Raw genomic sequence first — 25,501 nt, 5'->3', positions numbered from 1 at the left:
CTACCCCGACCTTCGGGGCTGTAACAGCTCATGGACAAGGCTTCGGCGAGCTCGTGGGCGGCGCGACCGGTGTGTCACGATTGAGACTTGCCACGGTGCACCCAGGGGGGAATTGGATGTACGTCAGCAGGGGGGCCAGGAGGGCGGCCCGCGCACGGGCGTCCGCGGCGGTGCTGGGGGCGGCACTGCTGCTCGCCGCGTGTTCGTCGTCGGGGGAACCGGAGAAGGAGGGCGGGGGCGACAAGCCCGGTGCCGGGATCACCCAGCAGCCCAAGGAGGCCGACCCGTTCTGGGTCAACCCGGACGGCAACGCGGCCAAGCAGGTCGCGGCGTACGTGAAGAGCGGCAAGGACGACGAGGCCGAACAGATCCGCAAGATCGCCCAGCAGCCGACCGGCGAGTGGATCGGCACGGAGAACCCGGAGCAGGAGGCGCGCGGCTTCACCGAGGCCGCGGACCGGGCCGGCCGTACGGCCCTGCTCGTCCTCTACAACATCCCGCACCGCGACTGCGGCCAGTACTCCCAGGGCGGCGCCGCCGACGGCAACGCCTACCGGACCTGGCTCGACGGCGTGGCCGCGGGCATCGGCGACCGGTCGGCGACCGTGATCCTCGAACCGGACGCCGTCCTGCACCTGGTCGACGGCTGCACCAAGGACGAGTTCCACGAGGAGCGCTACGACCTGCTCACCGGCGCCATCGAGAAGCTCGGCGCCCTGAAGAACACGAAGGTCTACCTCGACGCGGGCAACGCGGGCTGGGGCCACCCCGACCAGATCTTCGAACCCCTGAAGTGGGCCGGTATCGCCAAGGCCGACGGCTTCTCGGTGAACGTCTCCAACTTCTACTCCACCGAGGACTCCATCGCCTACGGCAAGCAGCTCTCCGCCAAGGTCGGCAACAAACACTTCGTCATCGACACCAGCCGCAACGGCAACGGCCCCTACAAGGCCGGCGACGAGAACGAACGCTGGTGCAACCCACCGGGCAGGACCCTGGGGGAGACCCCGACCATCAAGACAGCGGACCCGCTGGTGGACGCCTACCTGTGGGTCAAGCGCCCGGGCGAGTCGGACGGCGAGTGCAAGGGCGGCCCGAAGGCGGGCAAGTGGTGGCCGGCCTACGCGTTGAAACTGGCGCAGGCTTCAGGTAGTTAGCCAGACAGAACGCTCCCGCACCCGAAAGCAAAGGTGCGGGAGCGTTCTTGGTACTACGGCACCCGAACCCACTGAGCCTTCGACGGCGTCCCCTGGTCATCGTCGACGAACAGCATGTACCACCCCGACTGAACCAAGTTCTTGTTCCCCGGCACCGTCACCTTCACCTTGTCCCCGGACACCGTGAACTTCAGCTCGATCGACCGCTGATCCACATCCGTCACATGAGTGGACGCGCTGGGCCGAATCAACCGCACCTTCTTGATCACAGAAGCCTGCGGAGACGTGAAGATCCCCGAAGCCCCCCGAGCGATCGTCTGCGGCCCCCCGGACAGCGACGGCCGAGAATCCCGGTACAGATACGGCGGCGTATAGATCTCGATCCGCTGCTCGAAGACACCCGGCTTCGTGTTCGCCTTGTCCCCGTACAGCGAGTCCGACCCGAAGAACATCACCCGCCCGTCCGGCAACAGCAGCGACCCGGAGTGGTAGTTGCGCCCCACCAACGGATCGGCCACCGACGTGAACGTGTTCGTGTCCGGGTGGTACAGCCGGGCCTGGAGGATGTTGGAGTCACCGCGCCCGCGGTAGTCCTCCGACCCCCCGGACACCAGCACGCTGTCGTCGGGCAGGATCGACGTCTGCGGATACCGCGTCCCCTTCTCCAGTGTCGGCCCGTCCACGAACTTCGGGCTGTCCGCCTTCATGTCCACGATCCGCGTCCTGTTGCTGGACAGCTTGGACTCTCCGACGCCGCCGCCCCCGATCACCATGAACTTCTCGTCCTGCGCCGGCGGCAGCAGCACGGTCCCGGAGGTCTCCATCCTGTTGGCGTCGGTGAGCCCCGGGATCTTCGTGAACTTGTTGGTGTCCACGTCCCAGATGCCCGGCACCCGGCCCACGTTGTCCGGCCCGTACCCCGCGTTCGACCCCGAGTAGAAGACCTTGCCGTTCTGCAGGAGGAACAGCGCCGGATACGTCGGGAACTGGCGGACCTTCGGCAGGTACGTCCACTTCTTGGTCTTCGGGTCGAACACCTCGTTCTTGCCCGGCACCAGCTGCCCGATGTCGTCGAGCCCGGAGACGCTGAGGACCTTCCCGTCGCTCAGGGTGGTGAGCGTCGGATACCAGCGGGCCTCCTTCATCGGGTCGACCTTGATGTACTTCTCGGCGACCGGATCGAACTCGAAGGCGTCCCGGATCCCCTGGAAGTCCTTCTTGTCGAGCGCGAGCTTCTGCGCGATGCCGTAGGTGTTACGGGCATCGGTCCCGGTCAGCCCCTGGATCCGGTAGTTGTCCTGGGTACCCGTCTCGTACTTGGCGCCGCTCTTCTGCGCCTCGACATAGATACGCCCGAGCCCGGGGTCGTTGCGCAGGAACTGCCCGGTCTGCTTGTCGAAGACCTTCGTGGCCCGCTCGACGACGACAGGGTCCCTCGACACGAACGTCTTGCCGTTCTCCTTGCCGGTGAACTTGGTCCCGGCCGGCAGGGTGATCGGCTGGTCCGGGTTCTCGTTGTGGACGATCATCAGGCCGCCGGCCTTGGTGACGTCACCCTTGAGCTTCTCGTACCGCTTGGTGCCACCGGCGATCAGCAGATTGCCGTTCGCCAGCTGGGTGTGCCCAGTGCAGAACAGGTCCTTGGGCGTCGGCACCTTCTTGATCGTGCCATTGACCGGGTCCCAGATCCGGGTGTCGAACTTCTTCGCGTCGAAGTTGTCCTGGTTGTTGCCCGAGCCCGCCACCAGCAGCACCTTCCCGGTGCGCAGCAGCGCCGCGTGGATGGTGTTCTGCCGGTACTCCTCGGGGAAATCGACGATCTCCCACTTGCCGTTCTCGGCTTTGTACTCGGGCTTGTTGATCTGGTACTGGTGGTATTTCGCCGTCCCGAAGCGGTACAGCCACGGGCCGTTCATCCCGGCCAGCGCGAGCACCACCGCCGTACCAATCGCGAGTCGACGGGCGCGGCGGCGGCCTGCACGGTCGTTCATTCCTTACGTCCCCCAAGTCCACCGAGGGCGATCTGCATGGTCTGGTCGTTGCCCTCGTCGTGCGTGTTCGAGTCGGCCCAGCTCGGCTTGCTCGCCGGTGCGTGCTGGGCGGGAGCGTGCTGAGCGGCCGGCAGCGGCTGCGGCTGGTACTGCTGGTGTGCCGGAACCTGGGCCGGAACCACCGTCTCCTGCGGTGCGGTGGCGGGCTTCTTCTTCGCCTGTCGCAGCATGTGCCGCCAGGTGAAGATCGGTGTCGCGGTGATCAGCATGGCGAACGTCGCCCAGGTGATCATCGCGGGGTGGGAGTGCCCGAGGGCGACACCCGCACCGATCGAGCCACCGAAGATCGCGATGAAGTACCAGTGGTAGCGGAAGGTCGCGAACCACCGGTCGGGGCTGGCCGAGTCGCCCTTGGGCGTCACCACGAACTTGCTCTTGCGCCGCAACAGCGAGTCGACCAGTGCCTTCGCGTACAGCGGGGCGGACAGCGCCGACATCACCATGCCGGCCACACCACCGGAGCCCTCCGGCTCGTGCGGGGAGACGTTGTGGCGGCGGTTCCAGATGTACAGGCCGATCTGGAGCGCGGAGGCGTTGCCGTAGAGCATCAGCCACACGGTCGGGTCGATGTTCACACCCGAGGCGCCCAGGCCCAGGAACAGCGCGCAACTCAGGGCCGCGAGGATCCAGTTGAGGGCGGACATCGGGTAGAAGATGATCATCATCGTGTAGTTGAAGAGCTTGCTCGGCGGCAGCGAGTACCAACCCTTCCAGTACTGCTTGAGGATCGTCTCGTACGTCCCGCGCGACCAGCGCATCTGCTGGGTGAAGAAGTCCGTCCAGGCACTCGGACCCTCGCCGACCGCGAGCACGTCCGGGGTGTAGACCGAGCGCCACTTCCTGCCGGTCGCCGGGTTCTTGGCGCGGTGGATCTCGAAGCCGGTGGCCATGTCCTCGGTGATCGAGTCGTACAGCCCGCCGATCTGCTTCAGCGTCTTGATCCGTACGGCGTTGGAGGTCCCCACGAACATCGGGGAGCCGTACTTGTTGCCGGCGCGCTGGATCAGCGCGTGGAAGAGGAACTGCTGGGACTCGGCGGCCTTGGTGACGAAGTTGTCGTAGTTGCCGTAGACCTGTGGGCCGATCACGAAGCCGACGTCCGGGTCGCGGAAGAAGCCGAGCATCCGCTCCAGGTAGTTGGGCAGCGGCACGTGGTCGGTGTCCACGGAGGCGAAGAAGTCGTACTGGTCGCCGTGCGCGTCCAGCCAGGCGTTGTAGTTGCCGTGCTTGGTCTTGGCGCGGTGCGGGCCCTTGGGCTGGTTCCACTTCTCGACGCCCTTGCGGGAGAAGTGGTGCACGCCGAGCCGGGCGCACACCTCCTTGACCTCCGGGTCGTCGCCCTCGTCCAGGAGCCAGACATGCATGAGGCCGCGGTGGCGGATCTTCACCGCGGCTTCGAGTGTCCGGGTCACCATCTCCAGCGGCTCCTTGCCGGGCACGAAGGAGGTGAGGAAGGCCACTCTGGTGCCGGTCTCGGGCACCACCGGGATCGGGTCACGGGCGACCAGGGTGGCGTGCGCGTTGGACAGGACGTTCATGCAGCGGAAGAACTCGATCAGGCCGATCGAGACGAGCATGACGATGTCCAGGGCCGGCAGCCACGAGAAGGCCGGGTAGTCGCGCTCGGTCCAGTGCTCGGGCTGCAGCAGCCAGGCCAGCAGGACCAGTGAGAGCAGCGGGGCCGCGGCGAGCATCAGGGCGACCCGGATGCGGTGCGGTTCCTGCGAGATCAGTGAGCGGTACTGCACCTTGTAGGGCTGGCCCGGGTCGGGCTGCGTCAGGGGACCGGCCAGTCTGCTGTAGTGCTCGTAGTCGTACTTCGGAAGCGTCTTCTTTATCCGGCGCAGTGTGCCGGTCCGGTGCGAAGGCAGCCTGAGCTGAGTGGTGTCGGACGGGTCGAAATTCTGCCGGGCGCCCGTCGGCGTCGACGTCATGAGTCATCCCCCCACACGCGGACAGGCCGCGTGTCGTCGGTTCCTTACGGCTGAGCTGGTCCCCCTCGACCTTTTCAGACGTATCAGTGGTGGGCCGCAGTCACCGCAGTCTTCACAGCATGAGACAGGTAACAGCGACCTTCCGGTTGCAGACGCCCCCTCCGGCATCATCGTCAGCGGCGGGGCCCCTTTCCCCGCAACACCGGCAACCGTCTCCTTGCCCCCCAACTGCCGCGTATACGCAGCATCTTGAAAACCAGGGTTCTACGGTGCTCATCATGATCGCAAGATGCGAAACACGGTGTTTACCGGTCATACGCGTTCATTGTGGCTCCTGTGGGTGCCATGCGGAGGTCGTTGCGGACATCCATACGGCCCCCGGACCGGTCCGGTTCACCCCCCTTTCACGCAGGAAGGCCCCCCGCCGGAGCGAGGGGCCTTCCATGTCGGTGCGCCGCCAGGGACTCGAACCCCGGACCCGCTGATGCTGCATCTTCCGGGGGCAACCCCCGGACCCCCGGCCGTCCTGCCGTCAAGCATTGAAGGCCCCCCGCTTTCACGGGAAGCCTTCAATCGTCTGTGCGCCGCCAGGGACTCGAACCCCGGACCCGCTGATTAAGAGTCAGCTGCTCTAACCAACTGAGCTAGCGGCGCCTGCTGACCTGCACAACTCTACCCGACGGGTGAGGGTGCTCCGGACTCGCCGTACATCATTCGGACCGTCAGCGTGCGCGTGCGGGCGACAGTTGAGAAACTGACGAATGTGCACAGTTGCGGACATTTCTATCTGGAGTGTGAGGGGCGTCGCATGGAGACTCCGGTATTCGAGGAAATCGATCCCGCGAGCGACTGCGACTGCCCCGGATGCGTCCACTGGCGGCGCGTGCTCCCCCGCTCGACGGGTGGCGGCGGCCACCCCGCCGCCACCCGGGCCCTGATCCTCGCCGCCGCGGCCTCCACCGCCCTCGGCGTGGTCCACGCGGCCCCGGCCTTCGCGGCCTCCCACGTCCCGGCTCGTCCGGGGATCCCGGGGGTCGACGGGCCCGACACCCCCCAGGGCCACAGGGCCCCGCTGCATGGCTCCGGCGGTCGGCCCGCGGCCGTCAAGGCGCCGACCACCACCCGCGCCGACATCATCCGACGGGCCAAGAGCTGGGTCGCCGCGAGGGTGCCGTACAGCATGTCCGCCTACTGGAGCGACGGCTACCGGCAGGACTGCTCGGGCTTCGTGTCCATGGCCTGGAACCTGCCGGGCAACGAGTGGACCGGCAGCCTCGGCCAGTACGGGATCAGGATCGCCAAGGACGACCTCCAGCCCGGCGACATCCTGCTCTTCCACAGCCCGGACAACCCCGAGCAGGGCTCGCACGTCGTCATCTTCGGCGGCTGGACGGACTACACGCGCACCTACTACCTCGCCTACGAGGAGACCCGCCCGTACGCCCGCAAGCAGGCCACCCCGTACGCCTACTGGAGCAACTCGGACCGTTACGTCGCCTACCGCTACAAGGGGCTCGCGGGTGCCGCCGCGGGCGCCGAGCCGGACAGCGCCAAGCCGCAGGCGCCGGACGTGACGCCCTACCCGGGGCCCGCCTACTTCGGTCCCGGGGCCAACAACAAGTACGTCACCCAGCTCGGCCGGATGCTCGTGGAGCGCGGCGCCGGGCGCTACTACACCTCCGGCCCCGGCCCTCGCTGGACGGACACGGACCGCAGGGCCACCCAGGCGTTCCAGCTGGCGCAGGGCCGGCGGGGCGGCGACGCGGACGGGCTGCCCGGGGAGCAGACCTGGAAGCTGCTGGTCACCGGCGGCGGCAAGGACATCGGGGCGGGCGGTGGGACGGGGACGGGGACGGCGGGCCCGCCCGTATCCTCCTCGCCCTCCTCGCCCTCCTCGCCCTCCTCGCACGGGGTCCCCGGCTACCCGGGACGCGCGATGTTCCGGCCCGGCGCGACCAACACCTACGTCACCCAGCTCGGCAGGCAGCTGGTGAGGAAAGGGTTCGGCAAGTACTACACGACCGGTCCGGGGCCGCGCTGGGGCGAGCCGGACCGGCGGGGCGTCGAGGCCTTCCAGCGCGCCCAGGGCTGGCGGGGCGGCGCGGCGGACGGCTACCCGGGGCCGGAGACCTGGCGGCGGCTCTTCTCGTAATCACCCGGCGCGACATCACCGAGGCGCGTCTCACCCGGTTCGTCATCGCCCGGCGCGCCCTCTCGTCATCACCTGGTCCGTCATCACCTGTCCCGTCATCACCTGTCCCGTCATCACCCGTTGTGACGCATCTGGCGCGGAGGCTGGAGGCACTCATGAGCACGACCACTTCACACACGCCCGAGTCCGAGGGACCGTTCCGGCCCTCCCGGCTCATCCAGAACGAGGCGACCACCGAGATCCCGGTCCATCTGCTCTTCCGTGACGACCCCGACCCCGTGTCGGTACCCCTGAGACCCGCGGTGGTGGCGCGCCGGCAGGGCACCGGAGAACAGCCCCGCCTGCGCAGGCCCCACCAGGTCACCCCGCGACCCGCCCCCGACGTCGACCCCGAGCTGGCCGAACGTCCCGCCCGGGTGCTGCCGGGCTCGGTGGGCGTCCTCGCCGGCGTCTGCGGGCTGGCCGGGTGCGCGGTCACCTCCTGGTGGGCCGGGATGCTGCCACCGCTCGCCCTGAAGGCTCTCCGGCTCCCGGAGTTCGCGGGCGCGGGTCTCGGTCCGGCGCAGTGGGCGGCGTACGCCGGAGCCGGTGCCCTCGCCCTGTTCGGCTTCGGCGGTCTGGCCCGGGGCCGCACCGGACGCGCCTGGGTGCTCGGTCTGTTCGGCCGCTACCGGGGAACCGTCCGGCGCACCGGCCTGATGTGGGTCAACCCGCTGCTGCTGCGCCGCCGGGTCGACGTGCGGCTGCGGCACTGGCGCGGCGAGCCGATGCCGGCAGCCGACGCGAGCGGGGTCGGGCTGCGGGTCGTCGTCCTCGTGGTGTGGCGGGTGCGGGACACCGCGCGGGCCACGCTCGGCGTCGACGACCACGAGACGTACCTGCGCGAGTGCGTCGAGGCCGCGCTCGCCCGGATCCCGGTGGAGGCGCCGGGCTCCGGACGCGGCTCGGTCGACGCGGCGGGGGAGGCGCTGACCCGGCTGGTGGCCGCGGAGACCGCGCCCGTCGGCGTCGAGGTCTTCTCGGTCCAGCCGCTGCGCATCGAGTACGCCCCCGAGGTCGCCGCCGCGATGCACCGCCGCCGGATCGCCGCGCTGGACGCCCAGCACCGGTCGAGCGTGCTGACCTCGGTCGTGGACTCGGTGGAGGACACGGTGACCCGGCTGACCATGCGGGGCCTGGTGGAACTGGACGACTACGAACGCAAGGCGCTGGTGAAGGACTTGACGGTGGCGTTCTGCGCGGGGCGAACGGAACAGGGCGCGTAGTTGGTATGGACATGGTCAACGTGCGGTAATAATCTGGGACTTGGTCTAGACCTGCAAGCTCACTGAACCTCCCCACGTTCTCCAGGAGCGGCAGCATGCGCAAAAAGACCAAGTGGTACGCCGCCGTGGTGGGCCTCGCCACCACCGGGGCCCTCGTGCTCTCCTCCGGCGGCGCCAGCGGCCACGGCTACACCGACCTCCCCATCAGCAGGCAGAAGCTCTGCCAGAACGGCACGGTGACGAACTGCGGCGACATCCAGTGGGAGCCGCAGAGCGTCGAGGGCCCCAAGGGCTTCCCGGCCGGCGGGCCCGCCGACGGCCAGATATGCAACGGCGGCGTGAGCCGCTTCAGCCAGCTCAGCGCGCCGAGGACACCCTCGGGGAGTGCCTGGCCGGCGACCAAGGTGACGGGCGGCCAGAGCTACACCTTCCGCTGGCAGTTCACCGCCATGCACGCCACGACCGACTTCAAGTACTACGTCACGAAGGCGGGCTGGAACCAGAACCACAACCTGACCCGCTCCGACCTCAACCTCACCCCGTTCCTGACCGTCCCCTACAACGGCCAGCGACCCCCCTCGACCCTCTCGCACAGCGGCACCCTGCCGTCCGGGCTCAGCGGACGGCATGTGATCGTCGCGGTGTGGACGATCGCCGACACGACGAACGCGTTCTACGCCTGCTCGGACATCACGTTCTGAGCATCGCTTGAGGCAGTCCAGGCTTCCCCCGGGGTAGGTTCCCCCACACGAGCAGTACCTGACCTCGGGGGATGCGCCATGGATGCCTTCTTCTACATCATTCCCGGCCTGATCATGGCCGGAGCCCTCTTCGCCGCCTACAGCGTGGTGCGGCGCTGGCTCCAGATGCGCAGTGCCTGGAACAGCGGACTGACGGCCGAGGCACGCTGTCTGCGGATGTACACGACGACCCACGGCGGCAGCGGGGACACCCGGGTGCGCACGACCCTGCACCACGTGTACGAGTTCACCACCCGCGACGGCCAGGTCGTCCGCTTCGAGGAGGAGGACGGCCCGGGGACCACGGTCGAGGGTGACATCGTCACCGTCCACCACACCGCCGGACCCGAGGTCGTCGCCACGGCCCACGCGCCGGCCCCCGCCAAGCACGCCGCGGGCGCGTTCGCCATGGTCGCGTTCCTCGGCGTCGTCGTGGCGTTCTGCGTCGGCTTCATGGTCACCTTCACCGAGATGAACTCGACTCTCCACATCTGACGGTCCGTCAACTACCGTGCGCCTCCATGGACTCCAGGAGGCGTACGGTCGCGGAGCTCGTCGCCGGGCGGTGGGGTGACCACCGGCCCGGGCTGTGGTTCGAGGAGCGGGTGCTCACCCACCACGAGGTCGCCGCGGGCGCCGCCGCCCGGGCGGCACTGCTCACCGATCTACTGCCGGGCGCCGGAGCCCACATCGGTGTGCTGCTCGACAACACCCCCGAGTACCCGCTGTGGCTGGGCGCCGCCGCGCTCGCCCGAGTCGCCGTCGCCGGGGTCAACCCCACCCGGCGGGGCGCCGAACTGGCCCGTGACATCGTGCACACCGAGTGCCGCCTGCTGATCACCGAACCGTCCCAACTCCCGTTGCTGCGGGGCCTCGACCTCCCCGGCGTCCGACTGCTGGTGACCGGCACCGAGGAGTACGACACCCTGCTCGCGCCCTACGCCGGCGCCGAACCGGACGCCTCGCGTGCCGCCCCCGACGACCGGCTGCTCCTCTACTTCACCTCGGGTTCGACCGGCGCCCCCAAGGCGGCCCTGTGCTCCCAGGGCCGCCTGGCCGCGGCCGGGAGGTCTCTGGCCGACCAGTTCCGACTCGGGCCCGACGGGGTGCACTACATCTGCATGCCGATGTTCCACGGCAACGCGGTGATCGCCGACTGGGCGCCCGCGCTGGCGACCGGGGCGGGGGTGGCGCTGAGGCGGCGGTTCTCGGCGTCGGGGTTCCTGGCGGACGTGCGTGCGTACGGGGCGACGTACTTCACCTATGTCGGCCGGGCGATCCAGTACGTCCTGGCCACCGAGGAGCGCGCGGACGACCGGGACAACCCGCTGCGGCTCGGCTTCGGCACCGAGGCGGGGGCGGTGGACGCGGCGGCCTTCGAGCGGCGGTTCGGGGTGCGGCTGGTCGAGGGGTACGGCTCCTCCGAGGGCGGCGCGGCGATCCAGTGGGCGCCGGGGACTCCCGAGGGCGCGGTCGGGCGGGCGGGGCCCGGGCTCGTCGTACTCGACCAGGAGACGGGGCGGGAGTGCCCGACCGCGCGGTTCGACGCGGCCGGGCGGCTGCTGAACGGGGACGAGGCGATAGGGGAACTGGTGAACCGGGCCCCGAACCCCTTCGAGGGGTACTGGCGTAATCCGGAGGCGGAGGCCGAGCGCCGCCGGGGAGGCTGGTACTGGACCGGCGACCTCTTCTACCGGGACACCGACGGCTACCTCTACTTCGCGGGCCGCACCGACGACCGGCTCCGCGTGGACGGCGAGAACCTGGCCGCCGCCATGATCGAGAACATCCTCGCGCGCTACGAGGGGGCGGTGGCCGTCGCCGTGTACGCGGTGCCGGATCCGGTCACCGGGGACCAGGTGATGGCGACGATCGCGGGGACCTTCGATCCGCTGTCCTTCGCGGAGTTCCTGGAAACCCAGCCCGATCTCGGCACGAAGATGGCACCCCGGTTCGTGCGGGTGGTGGAGCGGATGCCGGTCACGGCCACGAACAAGATCCACCGAGCGCTGCTCAGGAAAGAGGGCGTGCGGTGCGCGGACCCGGTGTGGTGGCGGCCGCCGGGGACGCGGACGTACCGGCGCCTGGAAGACGCGGACGTACGAGGGGGCGCATCGTCACGTCCTACTCATCCGGGTCCCAGGCGCTGAGCTGGTCGAAGAGACGTCGGTCGCCGTCGAGCTTCAGGGCTTCGAACGGGATACGGCCGTGCAGGATGAGGACCAGTTCGTTGGCCGTGCCCCAGGCGGAGGCGTTGGCCGTGTCCTGGCCGGCAGCGGTGGCCGATATGGTGCCGGGCCCGGGGAGACGGGCGGTCCGTGCGCCGTCGGCGGAGAGTGAGAGGCGCCAGGGGCGGCCCTCGGAGGCATGGAAGTCGATGGCAGCGCCGACGCTATCGCCGTGCCCCGGCGGAAGACGGGAATTCTGAGAGGCTTGCCTGGGCGGTCGAGCCCAGCCGTTCGTGGCGAGAGCCGCTGCAGGCCATGGCTCGGCCGATCCCTTCCAGTTCCCCCTTCTGGAAACGACCAAAGGCACCCTTCCGGTGAGAAGGGTGCCCTTGGTCGCACTGTGCGCCGCCAGGGACTCGAACCCCGGACCCGCTGATTAAGAGTCAGCTGCTCTAACCAACTGAGCTAGCGGCGCATGACCCTCGCCGTCCGCCTCTCGGCGGCTGGCGACGAGAAAATACTACCCGGTCCCCAGGGGTGCTCATGACCACCGACCGACCACCTTCTGCCCCGCTCCTAGATCGCCAGGGACAGGAGGACCGGTGCCGCCCCCCTGTTCAGTCGGTCCGTCGCCTGGCGCAGGCGATGTGCCTGGTCGAGCGGCAGGGACAGCGCGAGGCATCCCACCGACGAGCCCGCCGTGATCGGTACCGCCGCGCACACCGTGCCCACCGCGTACTCCTGGAGGTCGAGGTGGGGGACCGTCGGCGGCTGGGCCTCCAGGCGGGAGAGGAGCAGCTTGTCGCTGGTGATGGTCCGCGAGGTGAGCCGGGTCATGCGGTGCCGGGAGAGATGGTCGCGGCGGCCGTTGTGGTCGAGCTGGCTGAGCAGGCTCTTGCCGAGGGCGGTGGCGTGGGCCGAGGAGCGGAAGTCCACCCACTCGTTGACCGCCGGGGTCGAGGGACCGTCGGCGTACTGGGAGATGGTGACCTCGCCGTCGACGTACCGGCTGATGTAGACGGCCGCGCCGATGGAGTCGCGCAGTTCGTCGAGGGTGCGCTGGAGCTTGTCGCGCACGGCCTGCTCGCGTTCGTGGGTGGAGCTGAGCCTGGTCAGGGCCTCGCCCGTCACATACGCGCCGTCGGTGACCTGCTCGACGTATCCCTCGCGGCGCAGCATCCTCAGGAGCGCGGTCAGTCGCTCCGGGGCGAGGCCGGTGGTTCGGGCGAGTTCGGTGTCGGTGACTCCGGTGGTGTGCCGTGCCACGGTCTCCAGGACGCGCAGTGCGTCCTGGGCGGAGTGGTACGGCGCGGTCGGTTCGTGCTTCAGCGCCACGGTGTTCCCCCTGCGCTCGCTCGGTCGCACTACTACTGGGCCGTAATCCAGACAGCGATCCCTTCCACGATAACCGGCAAAAGGCTTGTAGTGAGCGGCGGTTGACGAGATTCCGTCCCCGGACGGGGCCCTCTCAGCAGGGGCGCTGGCACACTGGCATATGCCAGTGACATGACCCGGGTCCGGGACCTCGAAGGTTGAACTCTGTTCACCTCTTGGAGTCAGAGAACCGCGCTCAGAAATTCCCGGGTGCGGTCCCGCTCGGGGTCGCTGAAGATCTTCTCCGGCGCGCCCGACTCGATGATGCGGCCCGAGTCGAACATCAGGACCTGGTCGGAGATGTCCCGGGCGAAGTTCATCTCGTGGGTCACACAGAGCATCGTGATGTCGGTGGTGCGGGCGATGTCCCGCAGCACGTCGAGAACGCCCGCGACCAGCTCCGGGTCGAGCGCCGAGGTCACCTCGTCGAGCAGCAGCACCCGCGGCCGCATGGCCAGCGCCCGCGCGATCGCCACCCGCTGCTGCTGTCCGCCGGACAACTGCGTCGGCCGGGCGCCGGCCTTGTCGGCGAGCCCCACCAGGTCGAGCAGCTCACGCGCGCGTGCCTCCGCCTCGTCCTTGGACAGGCCGAGCACGGTGACGGGCGCCTCGGTGATGTTCCTGAGGACCGACATGTTCGGGAACAGGTTGAACTGCTGGAAGACCATCCCGATCTTCTTGCGCACCTCGCGCAGCTGCTTCTCCGGCGCCGGGAACAACTTCTCCCCGCCCACGCTGACCGTGCCCTCGTCGGGCTTGGTCAGCGTCATCAGCATCCGCAGGATCGTGGTCTTGCCGGACCCGGACGGCCCGATCAGCGTCACGTGCTTCCCGGAGTCCACGGAGAAGTTCAGCCGGTCCAGGACCGTGTTCGACCCGAAGCGCTTGGTCACGTCCTCGAAGCGGATCAGCTCACTGCCGTCGACCGGCGGGTTGGTGTTCGCGTCGGGTTCTGCCGTCAAAGGGGTGTCAGCGGACAAGACGTCGCTCCAGGGATCGCAGAAGAAGGGAGGCCAGATAGGAGATGACGATGAAGGCCACGCCGATCACGGTCAGCGGCTCGGTGAACTGGAAGTGCTCCTGCGCGAACAGCCGCGCCTCACCGAGCATCTCCAGCACCGTGATGACCATCAGCATGGGTGTGTCCTTGAGCATCGAGATCACGTAGTTGCCGAGGGCCGGCACGACCCGGCGGATCGCCTGCGGCAGGATCACCACCTGCCAGGTCCTGATCCGCGGCAGGTTCAGCGCCGTCGCCGCCTCCCACTGGCCGGCCGGCACCGCCTCGATACCGGCCCGGTAGACCTGCATGGTGTACGTCGAGTAGTGCAGCCCGATCCCGATGACACCGGTGGCCAGGGCCGAGAGGGTCACGCCCCACTCGGGCAGCACGTAGAAGAGGAAGAACAGCTGGACCAGCAGCGGGGTGTTGCGCACGAACTCCGTGACCACCCCGACCGGCCAGCGCACGAACCGTGAGGGCGCGCGCATCAGCAGCGCCCACACCAGGCCGAGCGCGAAGGAGATCAGCGAGCCGAGCGCGAGGGCCTGCAGGGTGACCAGCAGACCGTCCCAGAACTGCGGCATGAAGTCGCTCACGGCACTCCAGTCCCACGTCATCCGACACCACCTCCGACGGGCTGGGGCACCTGCACCTCACGCGCGGGCTCCTTGCCGACCCCCGCCTTGAGCTTCTTCTCCAGGCCCCGCATCAGCCGGGTGAGCAGGAAGGCGATCACGAAGTAGATGAGCAGCAGGTACGTGTAGATCCCGGCGCTCTCCTGGAGCGCGAGCCGCACCAGGTTGCCGCTGAACGCCAGGTCGCCCATGCCCATCACGGACACCAGCGCGGTGCCCTTGAGCAGCTCGATCAGCAGGTTGGAGAACGGCGGGATCATCTCCGGCACCGCCTGCGGCAGCAGGATCAGCCGCAGCCGCTGCCAGGGCGTGAAGCTCAGCGCGATCCCGCCCTCCTGCTGGGCCGGGTCGACCGCCTTGAGCGCCCCGCGCACGATCTCGGAGCCGTACGCCCCGTAGGTCAGTCCGAGCGCGAGCGTGCCCGCCCACATCGGCACCAGCTGCCAGCCGAAGGCCGGGGGCAGCACGAAGAAGACCCAGAAGATCATCACCAGCGCGGAGGTCCCGCGGAACACCTCGGTGTAGAAGCCCGCGAGGAAGCGGACGATCCACACCCGGTGGGTGCGCGCGACGCCGACCACGAAGGACACGGCGGCGGCGAGCAGTGAGCTGAACACCAGCAGCTGGACGGTCGTCCAGATGCCCCTGAGGACGAGTTCCCACAGCCCCGAGGTCATACGGCGCCACCTCCCGCGCACAGCTCCTTCGCGGTGAGGTTCGTCATCTCCGTCTCGGTGAACCCGAAGCGCTTCAGGATCCGGAGCACCTCCCCGCTCTTCTTCAGCGCGCGCAGTTCGACGTTGAAGGCGTCCCGCAGATTCGTCTCGGCCGGCCGGAAGGCGAACGCGCCGCCGTCAATGTGCGGTTTGCCGTCGACGATCGCGGAGAACGGCTTCGTCGCCTCGGCTTTTCGGGACTTCTTCACCACGGCACGGGTGGTGACCGCGGTGCCGGCGAACACGTCGGCCCGCCCCGCCTCCACGGCGTTCAGGCCTGCTACCTGGTCGGGGACCAGCAGGATGTCGCTCCTCCGGTACCCCGCGTCGACGACGTACCCGATCTGCGCGTTCCCGGTCGAGGTGCAGAACCTCGCCTTCTTCCGTACGACGTCCTCGTAGTTGTGCAGGCCCAGCGGATTCCCCTTCTTCACGACGAAGGAGTCCTGGATCTGATAGTCGGGGTCGGCGAAGATGACCTGTTGGCAGCGCTCGGGTGTCACATACATTCCGGCGGCCACGACATCGAACTGCTGCGATTTCAGCCCCGGGATGAGTGAGCCGAAGTCCGTCGGCACGGGCTGCACCCTGTCCACCCCGAGCCGCTTGAAGATGGCCGAGGCCAATTCGGGTGCCTCGCCCGTCAGTTCACCGTTCCTGTCGATATATCCGAAGGGAATCTCACCGGCGATTCCCAGCCGAACGACACCGGCCGCCCTCAGCCGGTCGAGGAGGTCGCCGCCTCTCTCGGTCGAAGCCGTGGCCACGCGTGAGCAGCCTGCGGCGCCCAGCGCACCGAGCGCCGCCACCCCCGCGAGCAGCGACCGGCGGGAGGTCCCGGATATGTGTTCGCCATGTTCCCGTGGTGGAGCCATGGCGGCGCGGCTACCCGACCGGATGCGACTTATGCGGACCGATTCGAGCCCCTTTTTCGCACCGAGGCCCTCTTGACCGCCGGGGGACCATGGAATGCATGGCTGACCGCTATATCGAAGTCACGCTGGTCGAGCGGGAGATCACCGCGACGGCAAAGCTCCTTGACGACCGGGCGCCGATCACCTGCGCGGCCGTATGGGACGCTCTCCCGCTCGCTGGTGACGTCTATCACGCCAAGTATGCGCGCAACGAGATCTACGCCCTTTTCCCACCCTTCGCGGAATCGGAACCACCCCTGGAAAATCCGACAGTTACCCCGATTCCCGGAGATCTCTGCTATTTCTCCTTCGCGGGTACGCACCTGGGCACCGCTTCTTACGGTTACGACCGCGAGGTCCGCGCGGACACGACACTGGTGGACCTGGCCCTGTTCTACGAACGCAACAACCTGCTCCTGAACGGTGACGTGGGCTGGGTGCCGGGCATCGTCTGGGGGCAGGTGGTGGAGGGGCTGGACGCCCTCGCCGAGGGCTGCAACGATCTCTGGCGATCAGGCGCACTCGGCGAGAGCCTCCGCTTCCGCCGGGCGTAGCGACGGCTCGGGCGCCGGACGGGAGCGGTTCCTGCCCTGCAGTCCTTCGCCACTGCCTCTACATCAGCGACACCAAGGTCGACATGCTGCCGCGGCTCGACCCGTCGTTCGAGGCGAGCAGGACCGACGAGATCGGGGGATCCTGCGTGTGGAGCTGGTCGCCCGCCGCCTCGCGGAGGGCGGTCACGTGGGCACGGTCGACGCACCGGGGAGGTACTTCCGCGGCCGACTCCCCGTCCAGTGGGGGCCGTTGGCCGAAGGCGGCCGCGACGACAGTTCGACGGTGTTCTTCGGCGGCCGGGACGGACGCACCGTGGTCGGCCTGGGCGGCTCCGCGACCCATCTCCTCGGCTCACCCGCCGACTCGGGGAACGCGCCGCTCCACTCGCCCTCCCTCCCGCCGGCGCTCGTCGACGCACTGCGGCGCAACCCCGACATCGGCGACCCGTCATGCCGTCGGCCTCCTGCGGGGGCCCGCGCAGACGGTCGAGTTCGTCGCCCAGAAACTCCTGCAGGGCCCCTCCCCGCTGGGCTCACCCCTGTACGTGGCCCTCGTGGGCTGAGACTGGCGGCGCGATCCCGGCGACCCCCGCCTCGTACAGCGCGTGCGCCGCCCGCAGCACCAGGTCGTCCCGGTGCCGGGCCGCCACGATCTGCAGTCCCACCGGCAGTCCGTCGCCGTCCGTGCCGACGGGCACGCTCGCCGCCGGCTGCTGCGTCATGTTGAAGGGGTACGTGAACGGCGTCCACCCCGTCCAGCGGCGATGCCCCGAGCCCTTGGGGACCTCCGTCCCCGCCTCGAACGCCGTGATCGGCAGGGCCGGGGTCACCAGCAGGTCGTACGAGTCGTGGAAGCGGCCCATCCGCCGCCCGAGTTCCATCCGCGCGTCCACCGCGGCGAGATAGTCGAGCGCGCTCATGCGTGCCCCGAGGTCACGGATCTCGCGGAGCCCCGGGTCCAGCAACTCCCGCTGACGCGGCCCGAGATGCTGGGTCACGCGGGCCGCCCCGCTGAACCACAGGGTGTGGAAGGCGTCCACCGGGTCGGCGAAGTCGGGGTCGGTCTCGGTGACGTACGCGCCGAGTCCGGCGAGGCGTTCCACGGCACGGCGCACCGCGGCCGCGACGCCGGGCTGTACGGCCACCTGGCCGCCGAGGGAGGGGGAGTACGCGACCCGCAGCCCGCGCACCCCGCCCGACAGGGCCGCCGTGTACGGGCCGGCCGCCGGGCCCAGCGCCGACCAGTCACGGGAGTCCGGCACCCCGATGACGTCGAGGAGCAGTGCCGCGTCAGCCGCGTCACGGGTCATCGGGCCGACGTGCGCGAGGGTGCCGAAGGCGCTCGCCGGGTACAGCGGCACCCGGCCGTACGTCGGCTTGAGGCCGAAGATCCCGCAGAACGCGGCCGGGATACGGACACTGCCCCCGCCGTCCGTGCCCAGCGCGAGCGGCCCCGCACCGAGCGCCACGGCCGCCGCGGCACCCCCGCTGGAGCCGCCCGCGGTGCGCGACGGGTCGTGGGGATTGCGGGTCACGCCCGTCAGCGGCGAGTCCGTGACGCCCTTCCAGCCGAACTCCGGGGTGGTCGTCCTGCCGAGGAACACGGCACCCTGTTCGCGCAGTCGGGCCACGGACGGCGCGTCCTCGTCCCAACTGCCGCTCTCCGAGATGGTCCTGGAGCCCTTCAGCGTCGGGACGCCGCGCATCAGCAGGATGTCCTTCACCGTGACCGGGACGCCGTCCACCGCGCCGGACGGCTCCCCGCGCCGCCAGCGGTCCGCCGACGCGCGGGCCTGCGCCAGGGCCTCCTCGCCGGTCACGCGCACGAACGCGTTCACCTCCGGCTGGATCCGCTCGGCCCGGTCGAGCGCCGCCCGGGTCGCCTCCACGGGGCTGAACTCGCCCTTGCGGTAGCCCTCGACGAGTTGTACGGCGGTCAGTTCGGTGAGGTCTCGCATGTGCCCCTCCGCTCGACGTTCAGTGCCCCGGCACGTACCCGCGTTGCTTGTCGACCACGTTGGTGAGTGATCTGCCCGCCTCCCAGCGGTCGTACATCTCCACGAACTGCGCGCCGAGTTCATCGCGCCAGCCGACGGTGTCACCGCTCATGTGCGGGGACACGATCAGGCCCGGCACCCGCCACAACGGGCTCTCCGGCGGCAGGGGTTCGGTGGCGAAGACGTCGAGGGCGGCCCCGGCGATCCACCGCTTGGCGAGCGCCTCCACCAGCGCTTCCTCCACGACGAGTCGGCCCCGTCCGATGTTGATGAACCGGGCCGAGGGCTGCATCATCCCGAAGCGGCGGGCGTCGAACATGCCGTGCGTCTCCGCGGTGAGCGGGGCGGCCGCGATCACCCAGTCGGCGCGGGCCATCAGCCGGTCGAGGTCGTCGGGACCGTGGATCCCGGTACGGGAACGGCGGCCGACCAGGGCGGTGGTGACGCCGAGCGCCTTCAGGGTGGCGACGATCGCCCGCCCGATGGGCCCGGAACCCACCACGCACGCGCGTGTGCCGGCCACCCGCTGGGACTCCCGGTGCCGCCACACGCCCTCCCGCTGGAGCTCCAGGGTCCGGGGCAGGTCCTTGGCCATCGTCAGGACCAGCGCGGCGACGTACTCGGCGATCGGCCGGTCGAAGACACCGCGCGCGTTGGTCACCCTCGTGTCGGAGGCGACGAGTTCGGGGCACATCAGGTGGTCCACACCCGCGCTCGCCGTGTGCACCCAGCGCGGCCGGGGCCCCTCGCCCGGCCAGGCGTCGCGCACCGCGGTCGAGGTGAAGTCCCAGACCAGCAGCACGTCGGCGAACGGCAGCCGCTCGGCGAGCGTGGACGCGTCCGCGTGCACGATCCGGGCCCGGCCGGTGAGGCTGCCGAGCCTGGGCGGGGGATCGGCGTCCAGGACCAGAAGGGTGGGGACGGACATCCAGGCACCGTTTCTCCGGGGACGGCCCAGTGTCTGACGTGGGCGGATTGACCACGCTCGCACCCGAACCTACCTTCGTCAACACAGGCGTTGTGCACGTTCCGCTGTCCTTCCGTCTCTCACCGTGAGGCCGGTTCTGCCATGGACGTTTCCTTTCTGGGTGGTCCGCGCCCGCAACGCGGTGTCGGTGTCGTCGCCCCCTTCGACTTCGCGCTCGATCGCGAGCTGTGGCGCTGGGTCCCCGACGGCATCTCGCTCCATCTGACCCGCACCCCGTACGTCCCCGTCGAGGTCGGCCTCGACCTGGCCCGCCTGGTCAGCGAGCACGAGACCCTGCACGAGGCCGTGCGCACGCTCAACGCCATCGCCCCCGAGGTCGTCGCCTACGCCTGCACCTCGGGCAGCTTCGTCGGCGGGATCGCCGGGGAGCGGGCCATGTGCGCGGCCATGACCAGGGCGGGCGCGGTCCCGTCCCTGACCACGTCCGGCGCCCTCCTGGACGCCCTCGCCGAACTCGGGATGAGCCGGGTGGCGCTGGTGACGCCGTACACGGTGTCGGTGACCAGGTCGCTGGAGGAGTACGTCGCCGAGGCGGGTGTCCAGGTCACCGGGTGCGCCTACATGGGCCTGACCCGGCACATCTGGAAGGTGCCCTACCGCCAGGTCTCCGAGATGGCCCACCGGGCCGTACGGGCCGACGCCCAGGCGCTGTTCATCAGCTGCACCAACCTGCCGACGTACGACGTCATCCCGCAACTGGAGGCGGAACTGCGCATACCGGTGATCTCGGCCAACCAGGTGACCATGTGGGCGGCGTTGCGCCGACTGGGTACCCGAGCCGTGGGACCGTACCAGGCGCTGATCGACCCGGCGGCGAGGACGGGGCCCGTGCGCCCGGAGATTCCGGGTCTGCCGGAAGTCCGGGGCCTGCCGGACGAAGAACAGCAGCAGGAAGGCTGGACATGACCGCACTCGGATTCCTCTACCCGGGCCATGCCGCAGAGGACGACTATCCGCGCATCGAACAGCTCCTGGGCAGTGACATCCGCCTGGACGTGGTCCACACCGACATCGGCACGGACGCCCACCGCGTGGACGCCCTCCTGGAGATGGGCACCGCCGAGCGGCTCGCCGCGGGTGTGGAGGAACTGCGCCTGTCGGGTTCCGAGTCCGTCGTCTGGGCCTGCACCAGCGGCAGTTTCGTGCACGGCTGGGAGGGCGCCCAGGAGCAGGTCCGCACCCTGGCCCGCACGGCCGGCCTGCCCGCCTCCTCCACCTCGTTCGCCTTCGTGCACGCGGCCCAGGAGATCGAGGCCGGGCGGGTGGCGGTCGCGGCGACCTACCCGGACGACGTGGCGGGTCTGTTCGCCGAGTTCCTGCGGGCGGGCGGCGTCGAGGTCCTCCAGGTCCACGGCGCCGGGATCGTCACCGCCGCGGAGGTCGGCACCTGGGGTGAGGAGGAGATCTTCGCGCTGGCCCGGGAGGCCGACTCCCCGGACGCCGAGGCGGTGCTCCTCCCGGACACCGCCCTCCACACGGCCACCCACATCCCGGCCCTGGAGAAGGAGCTGGGCAAGCCGGTCCTCACCGCGAACCAGGTCACCGTCTGGGAGGCCCTGAGGCTGACGAACCGCCGGGTGAACGCGCCGGCGATGGGGACGCTGTTCACGCGGGAGCCGATCGTCCAGGTGTGACGCGGCCGGCTTCAGGTGCTCACCGGCGACGCTCCTGCGGGGTGTCGCCGGTGAGCTCCGCGCGCATGGTGCGCAGCCGGCGGTGCTGGAGGTTGCCGTGGAGGACGAGCCAGCCGAGGAAGACCAGGGCGAACAGCGCCATACCGAGGGTCTGCGGCAGGCTCGCGGTCAGGGCCGTCGCCACCACGACCGCGCAGCACATACGTGACGGCGAGGCCGACCTGGGCCGCGACCCGGTGACGGCCGCGGCGCAGGCGGTCCTCGACCAGGTCGCGCATGGCCTGCCGCTCCTGCGGGACCGCGGGGACCTCGCCCCGGCGCAGCTTCCGGTCCAACGACACGAGATCGTCGACCGAGCCTCCGGCGGCCCGCTTCTCCCCGCGCCGTACGGCGAGCACGACGCCGAATCCGCCGATCGAGCCGAACACCACGTACAGCAGGGCCGAGGCGACCGAGCGCCCCGGGGACAGCAGCTGGACCACGGCGAACGCGACCAGGAGGGACAGGCCGACCTGGACCCAGAGATGCCTGCCGAGAAACGAGTTGACCCGTTCCACAGCCGACCCCCCTGTCACATCCGGTCCCGGCGGCGGACGGCCCGCAACCGCATCGTCAGGCCGATGGCCAGCAGGACCAGGGCCACCGTGGAGTAGGCCCACGAGCCCGAGCCGCGCACGGCGTCGACGGTGGCCAGGATCACCCACAGGGCGGCGACGACACTCAGGGCGGTCCACGCGATGTCGGCGATCCGGACGGACAGCTGGGCGCGCTGCGCGGTACCGGGTTCGAGCGGTCCGAGCTCCGACGACGGCGGCCGCGGGTTGTTCTCCTGCGTCATGGGCGATCCCTCCGGTCCGTGAGGCGGTGCGCTCTGGGTACCCGGGGGCCCGTGCGGCAAGCGGTCAACTGCCGTACGGGATACGGAAGACGGGGCTCCGGGGACATGCGTGACCGCACTCGGGAACAACCGGGGACACTCTCCTGTTGTTGTCAGGACGACAGCGCACGGCTCATGAGCAGGAGGCACCCCACCGTGGCGGAAGACGAGATCCGAGGTACCGCACAGGGCACCGCCCCCGTACCTCTCTCGGTGCTCGACCTGGTCACCGTCGGCGCCGGACGCACGGCCACCGACGCCCTGCGCACCAGCGTCGCCATCGCCAGGCTCGCCGAGTCCCGCGGCTTCCACCGCTACTGGGTCGCCGAGCACCACTCCATGCCGGGCGTGGCGTCCTCCTCGCCCGCGGTGATCCTCGCCCACCTCGCCGCCCACACCACCCGCATCCGGCTCGGCTCGGGCGGCGTCATGCTCCCCAACCACGCCCCGCTGGTGATCGCCGAGCAGTTCGGCACGCTGGAGGCGATGGCCCCCGGCCGCGTCGACCTGGGCCTCGGCCGGGCCCCGGGCACGGACGGCGCCACCGCGGCCGCCCTGCGCCGCACGGACCGGCTCAACGAGGGCGCCGACGACTTCCCCCAGCAGCTCGCCGAGCTCACCCGCTTCCTGGACGACGACTTCCCGGACGGCCACCCCTACCGCCGTATCCACGCGGTACCCGGTCCCGTCCAGGCCACCTCGCCCGGCGGCGTCCAGTCCCCGCACCGCCCGCCGCTCTGGCTGCTCGGCTCCTCCGGCTTCAGCGCCCAGCTGGCCGGCTCCCTCGGTCTGCCCTTCGCCTTCGCGCACCACTTCTCGGCGCAGAACACCATCCCGGCCCTGGACCTGTACCGCGAGTCCTTCCGGCCCTCCGCGGTCCTCGCCGAGCCCTACGCCCTCATCGGCGTCTCCGCCCTCGCCACGGACGACGAGAAGGAGGCCCGCCGCCAGGTCCGCGCCGCCGCGCTCAACATGATCCGGCTGCGCACCGGCCGCCCCGGTCTGGTCCCCACCCCCGAGGAGGCGGAGGCCTACGAGTTCAGCCCGATGGAGGAGGAGTTCGCGAACTCCTGGAACGCGAACGTCATCCACGGCACCGCCGACGAGGTCCGCTCCGGTCTCGACGACCTCCACAAGCGCACCGGCGCCGACGAACTGATGATCACGGGCAACGCCCACAGCGGCGACGTACGCCTGCGCTCGTACGAGCTCGTCGCGGACGCCTACGGGCTGCCCGCGGCCCCTGCGGTCTCCTAGGCCTGTCGGCTAGGCCTTCACACGCATCAGCCCGGAGATACGATCCGGCGACACCGGCCGTGAGTACAGCCAGCCCTGGCCGGTGTCGCAGCCGATGCGGCGCAGCCGGCTGGCCTGGGCCGAGGTCTCGACGCACTCCGCCGTCACGGTGAGGCCCAGGCGGTGGGCGAGCTGGATCATCGCCTCGACGACGATCTCGTCGGCCGGGTTCGGGGGGACGCCCTCACCCTCGTACTGGAAGCCTCGGACGAAGGAGCCGTCCAGTTTCAGGACGGAGACCGGGAGCCGGCTGAGGTAGGCGAGGTTCGAGTAGCCGGTGCCGAAGTCGTCGATCGCGATGCCGACGCCCATGTCGTTCAGCGCCTGCAGGGCCTGGAGCGGGCGGCCCGCCGAGCCCATCACCGCCGACTCGGTGAGTTCGAGCTGGAGCAGGTGCGGGGCCAGGCCGGTCTCCGCGAGGGTCTGCGCCACGTCCGCGACCAGGTCGGAGTCCCAGACCTGACGGACCGCCACATTGACGCTGACGAAGATCGGCGGCTCGTCGGGGCGGTCCAGCTGCCACTGCCGGGCCTGACGGCAGGCGGTGGCCAGGATCCAGCGGCCCAGCGGGACGATCGAGCCGTCCTCCTCGGCCAGTGCGATGAACCGATTCGGCGTCAGCATCCCGAACTGCGGATGGTTCCAGCGCACCAGCGCCTCGACCCCGCGCAGCCGGCCGTCCTCCATGCCCACCAGCGGCTGGTACTCCAGCTGGAACTCGCCGCGCTCGATGGCCGGGCGCAGGGTGGAGGCGAGGGCTTGGCGGGTCATGCGGTGGGCGTTGCGCTCCGGATCGAACAGCGTCCAGCGGTCCCGGCCGTCGGCCTTGGCCCAGTACAGCGTGGTGTCGGCGGCCTGCATCAGCCCCGTCGCGGAGGTGCCCTCGGCCCGCCGCTCGACGACTCCGATCGACGCCGACACCGACATCCGGTGGCCGGAGAGGTCGAAGGGTGCCTGGATCGCCTTCAGCAGGGACTCGGCGAGGTCGGCGAGCTGCTCCGTACCGGTGGAGTCCTCGACGAGCAGCGCGAACTCGTCGCCGCCCAGCCGCGCCACCAGGGGAGCGGTCGCCCGGCCGTGACCGGCCTCGTCCGAGCAGCGCGTCAGGCGCTCGGCGACGGCGGCCAGCAGCCGGTCGCCGACCCGGTGGCCCAGGGTGTCGTTGACGGCCTGGAACCCGTCGAGGTCCAGGTAGCACAGTCCGATCCGGCCCGTGCCGCCCTGCTCGTACGACTCCGGCTCCAGCGCGGCCGTCAGCCGCTCGAAGAACAGCGTGCGGTTGGGCAGCCGGGTCACCGGGTCGTGCATCTGCAAGTGCCGCAGCCGGGCCTGGAGTTCACGGCGGGCGGTGATGTCGGCGACGGAGAGCAGGACACCGGGTGAGCCGTGGGAGTCCGCGGCCAACGGGGTGACCGTGATCTGCGCCCACATGGAGTGCCCGTCGGGATGCTTGAGCCGGCGCTTGCAGCGCAGTTTCGCCTGACGGCCGCGCAGCACCTCGCGGTAGGAGTGCCAGGTGCGCGCGTCCGAGGCCAGGTCCACCAGGTCCGCGGCCTGGGTCCCGGCCAGCTCCTCCGGTACGGCGCCGAGCAGCTCGCCGAAGGCGGGGTTGGCGTCGACGACCGTGCCCTCGCGGTCCACCACGGCCATGGCCAGCGGCGCCGCCGCGAACGCCGCGCGGTGCGACGGCGGCTCGGTACGAAAAGGTGTCGCGATATCACTCTCTGTAACGGCTGACCCGTCGAGGTCTGCCGCGGGCGCCGGCCCTTCGGACGTTCCGTTCACCGCTAGCTCCCGCAGTGCACTCGATCGCTGTCCGCGCAGGAAAGTGTGCCGATCATAGAGGCTGCCCCCGGGCCCTTCCAGCCATTGCCCGGTCCGAGGCACCGGCAACCCCTTCTGGCAGATCGTTTCTGCCCGCAGCTGGACGGGTTCTTGAGGCTCGAGACCGGTTGTGACGTTCCGTGAGTGATTCGGGGGTGTCGGCCGCTTCGGCAGGTCACGCCGCCTCACTCGTCCGGTGCAGATAAACAGGGCGTACTACCC

The 25,501-nt window shown here is 70.0% G+C and carries 23 protein-coding genes, 2 tRNA genes and 1 pseudogene; 12 read left to right on the top strand and 14 right to left on the bottom strand.

What is annotated here, in order from left to right:
- Positions 1–116: 116 nt before the first annotated feature.
- Positions 117–1,157: a glycoside hydrolase family 6 protein gene (locus ACIRP7_RS02235; RefSeq protein WP_403652731.1), complete on the top strand. Its 1,041-nt coding sequence runs from the start codon at positions 117–119 to the stop codon at positions 1,155–1,157.
- Between the two features lie 53 nt (positions 1,158–1,210).
- On the opposite strand, the gene ACIRP7_RS02230 is transcribed toward ACIRP7_RS02235, so the two are convergent.
- The 3 genes from ACIRP7_RS02230 to ACIRP7_RS02220 all read right to left on the bottom strand — a co-directional run bounded on the left by ACIRP7_RS02230 (position 1,211) and on the right by ACIRP7_RS02220 (position 5,796).
- Positions 1,211–3,148, bottom strand: a complete 1,938-nt coding sequence (locus ACIRP7_RS02230; protein WP_403652728.1) for a galactose oxidase-like domain-containing protein — start codon at positions 3,146–3,148, stop codon at positions 1,211–1,213.
- The gene (locus tag ACIRP7_RS02225) at positions 3,145–5,142 is read right to left on the bottom strand and encodes a glycosyltransferase family 2 protein (protein ID WP_403652725.1); all 1,998 of its coding nucleotides are present in this window, start codon (positions 5,140–5,142) and stop codon (positions 3,145–3,147) included. The genes ACIRP7_RS02230 and ACIRP7_RS02225 overlap by 4 nt, the downstream gene beginning before the upstream one ends.
- Positions 5,143–5,722: 580 nt before the next feature.
- Positions 5,723–5,796 (bottom strand) — tRNA-Lys (locus tag ACIRP7_RS02220).
- A gap of 154 nt (positions 5,797–5,950) precedes the next feature.
- Here ACIRP7_RS02220 and ACIRP7_RS02215 point away from each other — a divergent pair.
- From ACIRP7_RS02215 to ACIRP7_RS02195, 5 genes are all read left to right on the top strand, one after another.
- Positions 5,951–7,294, top strand: a complete 1,344-nt coding sequence (locus ACIRP7_RS02215; RefSeq protein ID WP_403652722.1) for a peptidoglycan-binding protein — start codon at positions 5,951–5,953, stop codon at positions 7,292–7,294.
- A gap of 155 nt (positions 7,295–7,449) precedes the next feature.
- Positions 7,450–8,559 (top strand): SPFH domain-containing protein, encoded by a 1,110-nt coding sequence (locus ACIRP7_RS02210; protein WP_403652719.1) that lies wholly within the window; start codon positions 7,450–7,452, stop codon positions 8,557–8,559.
- Positions 8,560–8,654: 95 nt separating this feature from the next.
- On the top strand, positions 8,655–9,260 hold the full coding sequence (locus tag ACIRP7_RS02205) for a lytic polysaccharide monooxygenase (protein WP_403652716.1): 606 nt from the start codon (positions 8,655–8,657) through the stop codon (positions 9,258–9,260).
- 78 nt (positions 9,261–9,338) lie between these two features.
- Positions 9,339–9,794, top strand: a complete 456-nt coding sequence (locus tag ACIRP7_RS02200; RefSeq protein ID WP_403652712.1) for a hypothetical protein — start codon at positions 9,339–9,341, stop codon at positions 9,792–9,794.
- A 26-nt stretch (positions 9,795–9,820) separates the two neighbouring features.
- Positions 9,821–11,449 carry a long-chain-fatty-acid--CoA ligase gene (locus ACIRP7_RS02195; protein WP_403652709.1) on the top strand — a complete coding sequence of 543 codons (1,629 nt, stop codon included), beginning with the start codon at positions 9,821–9,823 and terminating at the stop codon, positions 11,447–11,449.
- A 419-nt stretch (positions 11,450–11,868) separates the two neighbouring features.
- Here ACIRP7_RS02195 and ACIRP7_RS02190 read toward each other — a convergent pair.
- From ACIRP7_RS02190 to ehuB, 6 genes are all read right to left on the bottom strand, one after another.
- Positions 11,869–11,942: transfer RNA gene (locus ACIRP7_RS02190), tRNA-Lys, on the bottom strand.
- A gap of 101 nt (positions 11,943–12,043) precedes the next feature.
- Positions 12,044–12,802, bottom strand: a complete 759-nt coding sequence (locus ACIRP7_RS02185; RefSeq protein WP_403652707.1) for an IclR family transcriptional regulator — start codon at positions 12,800–12,802, stop codon at positions 12,044–12,046.
- A gap of 221 nt (positions 12,803–13,023) precedes the next feature.
- Complete coding sequence (ehuA, locus tag ACIRP7_RS02180) at positions 13,024–13,821, bottom strand: ectoine/hydroxyectoine ABC transporter ATP-binding protein EhuA (protein WP_403652704.1); 798 nt, start codon at positions 13,819–13,821, stop codon at positions 13,024–13,026.
- Positions 13,811–14,461 (bottom strand): ectoine/hydroxyectoine ABC transporter permease subunit EhuD, encoded by a 651-nt coding sequence (gene ehuD / locus ACIRP7_RS02175; protein WP_403652701.1) that lies wholly within the window; start codon positions 14,459–14,461, stop codon positions 13,811–13,813. Before ehuD ends, ehuA begins: the two co-directional genes overlap by 11 nt.
- Positions 14,458–15,156 (bottom strand): ectoine/hydroxyectoine ABC transporter permease subunit EhuC, encoded by a 699-nt coding sequence (gene ehuC / locus ACIRP7_RS02170; RefSeq protein ID WP_403652698.1) that lies wholly within the window; start codon positions 15,154–15,156, stop codon positions 14,458–14,460. Before ehuC ends, ehuD begins: the two co-directional genes overlap by 4 nt.
- The gene (gene ehuB / locus ACIRP7_RS02165) at positions 15,153–16,070 is read right to left on the bottom strand and encodes an ectoine/hydroxyectoine ABC transporter substrate-binding protein EhuB (RefSeq protein WP_403652695.1); all 918 of its coding nucleotides are present in this window, start codon (positions 16,068–16,070) and stop codon (positions 15,153–15,155) included. The genes ehuC and ehuB overlap by 4 nt, the downstream gene beginning before the upstream one ends.
- Before the next feature lie 98 nt (positions 16,071–16,168).
- On the opposite strand from ehuB, the gene ACIRP7_RS02160 reads away from it, so the two are divergent.
- The 3 genes and pseudogenes from ACIRP7_RS02160 (at position 16,169) to ACIRP7_RS02150 (ending at position 17,226) form a co-directional block, all read left to right on the top strand.
- Positions 16,169–16,663, top strand: a complete 495-nt coding sequence (locus ACIRP7_RS02160; RefSeq protein ID WP_403652692.1) for a DUF3830 family protein — start codon at positions 16,169–16,171, stop codon at positions 16,661–16,663.
- Between the two features lie 148 nt (positions 16,664–16,811).
- Positions 16,812–17,060 (top strand): annotated as a pseudogene (locus ACIRP7_RS02155) (DUF7019 family protein); the annotation flags it as partial.
- Positions 17,005–17,226 carry a DUF7019 family protein gene (locus ACIRP7_RS02150; protein WP_403653022.1) on the top strand — a complete coding sequence of 74 codons (222 nt, stop codon included), beginning with the start codon at positions 17,005–17,007 and terminating at the stop codon, positions 17,224–17,226. The pseudogene ACIRP7_RS02155 and the gene ACIRP7_RS02150, both read left to right, overlap by 56 nt.
- Here the strand turns inward: ACIRP7_RS02150 and ACIRP7_RS02145 are convergent.
- Entirely contained in the window at positions 17,197–18,621 is a 1,425-nt protein-coding gene (locus ACIRP7_RS02145; protein WP_403652689.1) for an amidase, read from the bottom strand. The genes ACIRP7_RS02150 and ACIRP7_RS02145 overlap by 30 nt on opposite strands.
- A 19-nt stretch (positions 18,622–18,640) precedes the next feature.
- Positions 18,641–19,588 carry a D-2-hydroxyacid dehydrogenase gene (locus tag ACIRP7_RS02140; protein ID WP_403652686.1) on the bottom strand — a complete coding sequence of 316 codons (948 nt, stop codon included), beginning with the start codon at positions 19,586–19,588 and terminating at the stop codon, positions 18,641–18,643.
- Between the two features lie 141 nt (positions 19,589–19,729).
- Here ACIRP7_RS02140 and ACIRP7_RS02135 point away from each other — a divergent pair, with 141 nt between their 5' ends.
- Both ACIRP7_RS02135 and ACIRP7_RS02130 read left to right on the top strand, forming a co-directional pair.
- Positions 19,730–20,554 carry an aspartate/glutamate racemase family protein gene (locus ACIRP7_RS02135; RefSeq protein WP_403652683.1) on the top strand — a complete coding sequence of 275 codons (825 nt, stop codon included), beginning with the start codon at positions 19,730–19,732 and terminating at the stop codon, positions 20,552–20,554.
- Positions 20,551–21,282 carry a decarboxylase gene (locus ACIRP7_RS02130; protein ID WP_403652680.1) on the top strand — a complete coding sequence of 244 codons (732 nt, stop codon included), beginning with the start codon at positions 20,551–20,553 and terminating at the stop codon, positions 21,280–21,282. Before ACIRP7_RS02135 ends, ACIRP7_RS02130 begins: the two co-directional genes overlap by 4 nt.
- A 19-nt stretch (positions 21,283–21,301) precedes the next feature.
- Here the strand turns inward: ACIRP7_RS02130 and ACIRP7_RS02125 are convergent, their stop codons facing one another.
- Together ACIRP7_RS02125 and ACIRP7_RS02120 are read right to left on the bottom strand one after the other, a co-directional pair.
- The gene (locus ACIRP7_RS02125) at positions 21,302–21,469 is read right to left on the bottom strand and encodes a hypothetical protein (RefSeq protein WP_403652677.1); all 168 of its coding nucleotides are present in this window, start codon (positions 21,467–21,469) and stop codon (positions 21,302–21,304) included.
- Between the two features lie 384 nt (positions 21,470–21,853).
- On the bottom strand, positions 21,854–22,120 hold the full coding sequence (locus ACIRP7_RS02120) for a hypothetical protein (RefSeq protein ID WP_403652674.1): 267 nt from the start codon (positions 22,118–22,120) through the stop codon (positions 21,854–21,856).
- A gap of 174 nt (positions 22,121–22,294) precedes the next feature.
- Here ACIRP7_RS02120 and ACIRP7_RS02115 point away from each other — a divergent pair, with 174 nt between their 5' ends.
- A complete protein-coding gene (locus tag ACIRP7_RS02115) occupies positions 22,295–23,416 on the top strand; it encodes an LLM class flavin-dependent oxidoreductase (RefSeq protein WP_403652671.1) in 1,122 nt (373 codons plus the stop codon).
- Positions 23,417–23,425: 9 nt separating this feature from the next.
- Here ACIRP7_RS02115 and ACIRP7_RS02110 read toward each other — a convergent pair whose 3' ends face one another.
- Positions 23,426–25,240 carry a putative bifunctional diguanylate cyclase/phosphodiesterase gene (locus tag ACIRP7_RS02110; RefSeq protein ID WP_403652668.1) on the bottom strand — a complete coding sequence of 605 codons (1,815 nt, stop codon included), beginning with the start codon at positions 25,238–25,240 and terminating at the stop codon, positions 23,426–23,428.
- Positions 25,241–25,501: the final 261 nt, after the last annotated feature.

It is taken from the genome of Streptomyces sp. NPDC102270 (assembly GCF_044766405.1).
In the GTDB taxonomy this organism is placed as follows: Bacteria; Actinomycetota; Actinomycetes; order Streptomycetales; family Streptomycetaceae; genus Streptomyces.
Note: the sequence above shows the minus strand (reverse complement) of the source record. Positions and strands in the feature narration are given on the sequence as shown.

What these genes read in the sequence shown, in the direction of transcription:
- ACIRP7_RS02235 (WP_403652731.1), top strand. Translation starts at nt 117, where the DNA reads ATGTACGTCAGCAGGGGGGCCAGGAGGGCGGCCCGCGCACGGGCGTCC.
- ACIRP7_RS02230 (WP_403652728.1), bottom strand. Translation starts at nt 3,148, where the DNA reads ATGAACGACCGTGCAGGCCGCCGCCGCGCCCGTCGACTCGCGATTGGT.
- ACIRP7_RS02225 (WP_403652725.1), bottom strand. Translation starts at nt 5,142, where the DNA reads ATGACGTCGACGCCGACGGGCGCCCGGCAGAATTTCGACCCGTCCGAC.
- ACIRP7_RS02215 (WP_403652722.1), top strand. Translation starts at nt 5,951, where the DNA reads ATGGAGACTCCGGTATTCGAGGAAATCGATCCCGCGAGCGACTGCGAC.
- ACIRP7_RS02210 (WP_403652719.1), top strand. Translation starts at nt 7,450, where the DNA reads ATGAGCACGACCACTTCACACACGCCCGAGTCCGAGGGACCGTTCCGG.
- ACIRP7_RS02205 (WP_403652716.1), top strand. Translation starts at nt 8,655, where the DNA reads ATGCGCAAAAAGACCAAGTGGTACGCCGCCGTGGTGGGCCTCGCCACC.
- ACIRP7_RS02200 (WP_403652712.1), top strand. Translation starts at nt 9,339, where the DNA reads ATGGATGCCTTCTTCTACATCATTCCCGGCCTGATCATGGCCGGAGCC.
- ACIRP7_RS02195 (WP_403652709.1), top strand. Translation starts at nt 9,821, where the DNA reads ATGGACTCCAGGAGGCGTACGGTCGCGGAGCTCGTCGCCGGGCGGTGG.
- ehuD (WP_403652701.1), bottom strand. Translation starts at nt 14,461, where the DNA reads ATGACGTGGGACTGGAGTGCCGTGAGCGACTTCATGCCGCAGTTCTGG.
- ehuC (WP_403652698.1), bottom strand. Translation starts at nt 15,156, where the DNA reads ATGACCTCGGGGCTGTGGGAACTCGTCCTCAGGGGCATCTGGACGACC.
- ehuB (WP_403652695.1), bottom strand. Translation starts at nt 16,070, where the DNA reads ATGGCTCCACCACGGGAACATGGCGAACACATATCCGGGACCTCCCGC.
- ACIRP7_RS02160 (WP_403652692.1), top strand. Translation starts at nt 16,169, where the DNA reads ATGGCTGACCGCTATATCGAAGTCACGCTGGTCGAGCGGGAGATCACC.
- ACIRP7_RS02145 (WP_403652689.1), bottom strand. Translation starts at nt 18,621, where the DNA reads ATGCGAGACCTCACCGAACTGACCGCCGTACAACTCGTCGAGGGCTAC.
- ACIRP7_RS02140 (WP_403652686.1), bottom strand. Translation starts at nt 19,588, where the DNA reads ATGTCCGTCCCCACCCTTCTGGTCCTGGACGCCGATCCCCCGCCCAGG.
- ACIRP7_RS02135 (WP_403652683.1), top strand. Translation starts at nt 19,730, where the DNA reads ATGGACGTTTCCTTTCTGGGTGGTCCGCGCCCGCAACGCGGTGTCGGT.
- ACIRP7_RS02130 (WP_403652680.1), top strand. Translation starts at nt 20,551, where the DNA reads ATGACCGCACTCGGATTCCTCTACCCGGGCCATGCCGCAGAGGACGAC.
- ACIRP7_RS02120 (WP_403652674.1), bottom strand. Translation starts at nt 22,120, where the DNA reads ATGACGCAGGAGAACAACCCGCGGCCGCCGTCGTCGGAGCTCGGACCG.
- ACIRP7_RS02115 (WP_403652671.1), top strand. Translation starts at nt 22,295, where the DNA reads ATGAGCAGGAGGCACCCCACCGTGGCGGAAGACGAGATCCGAGGTACC.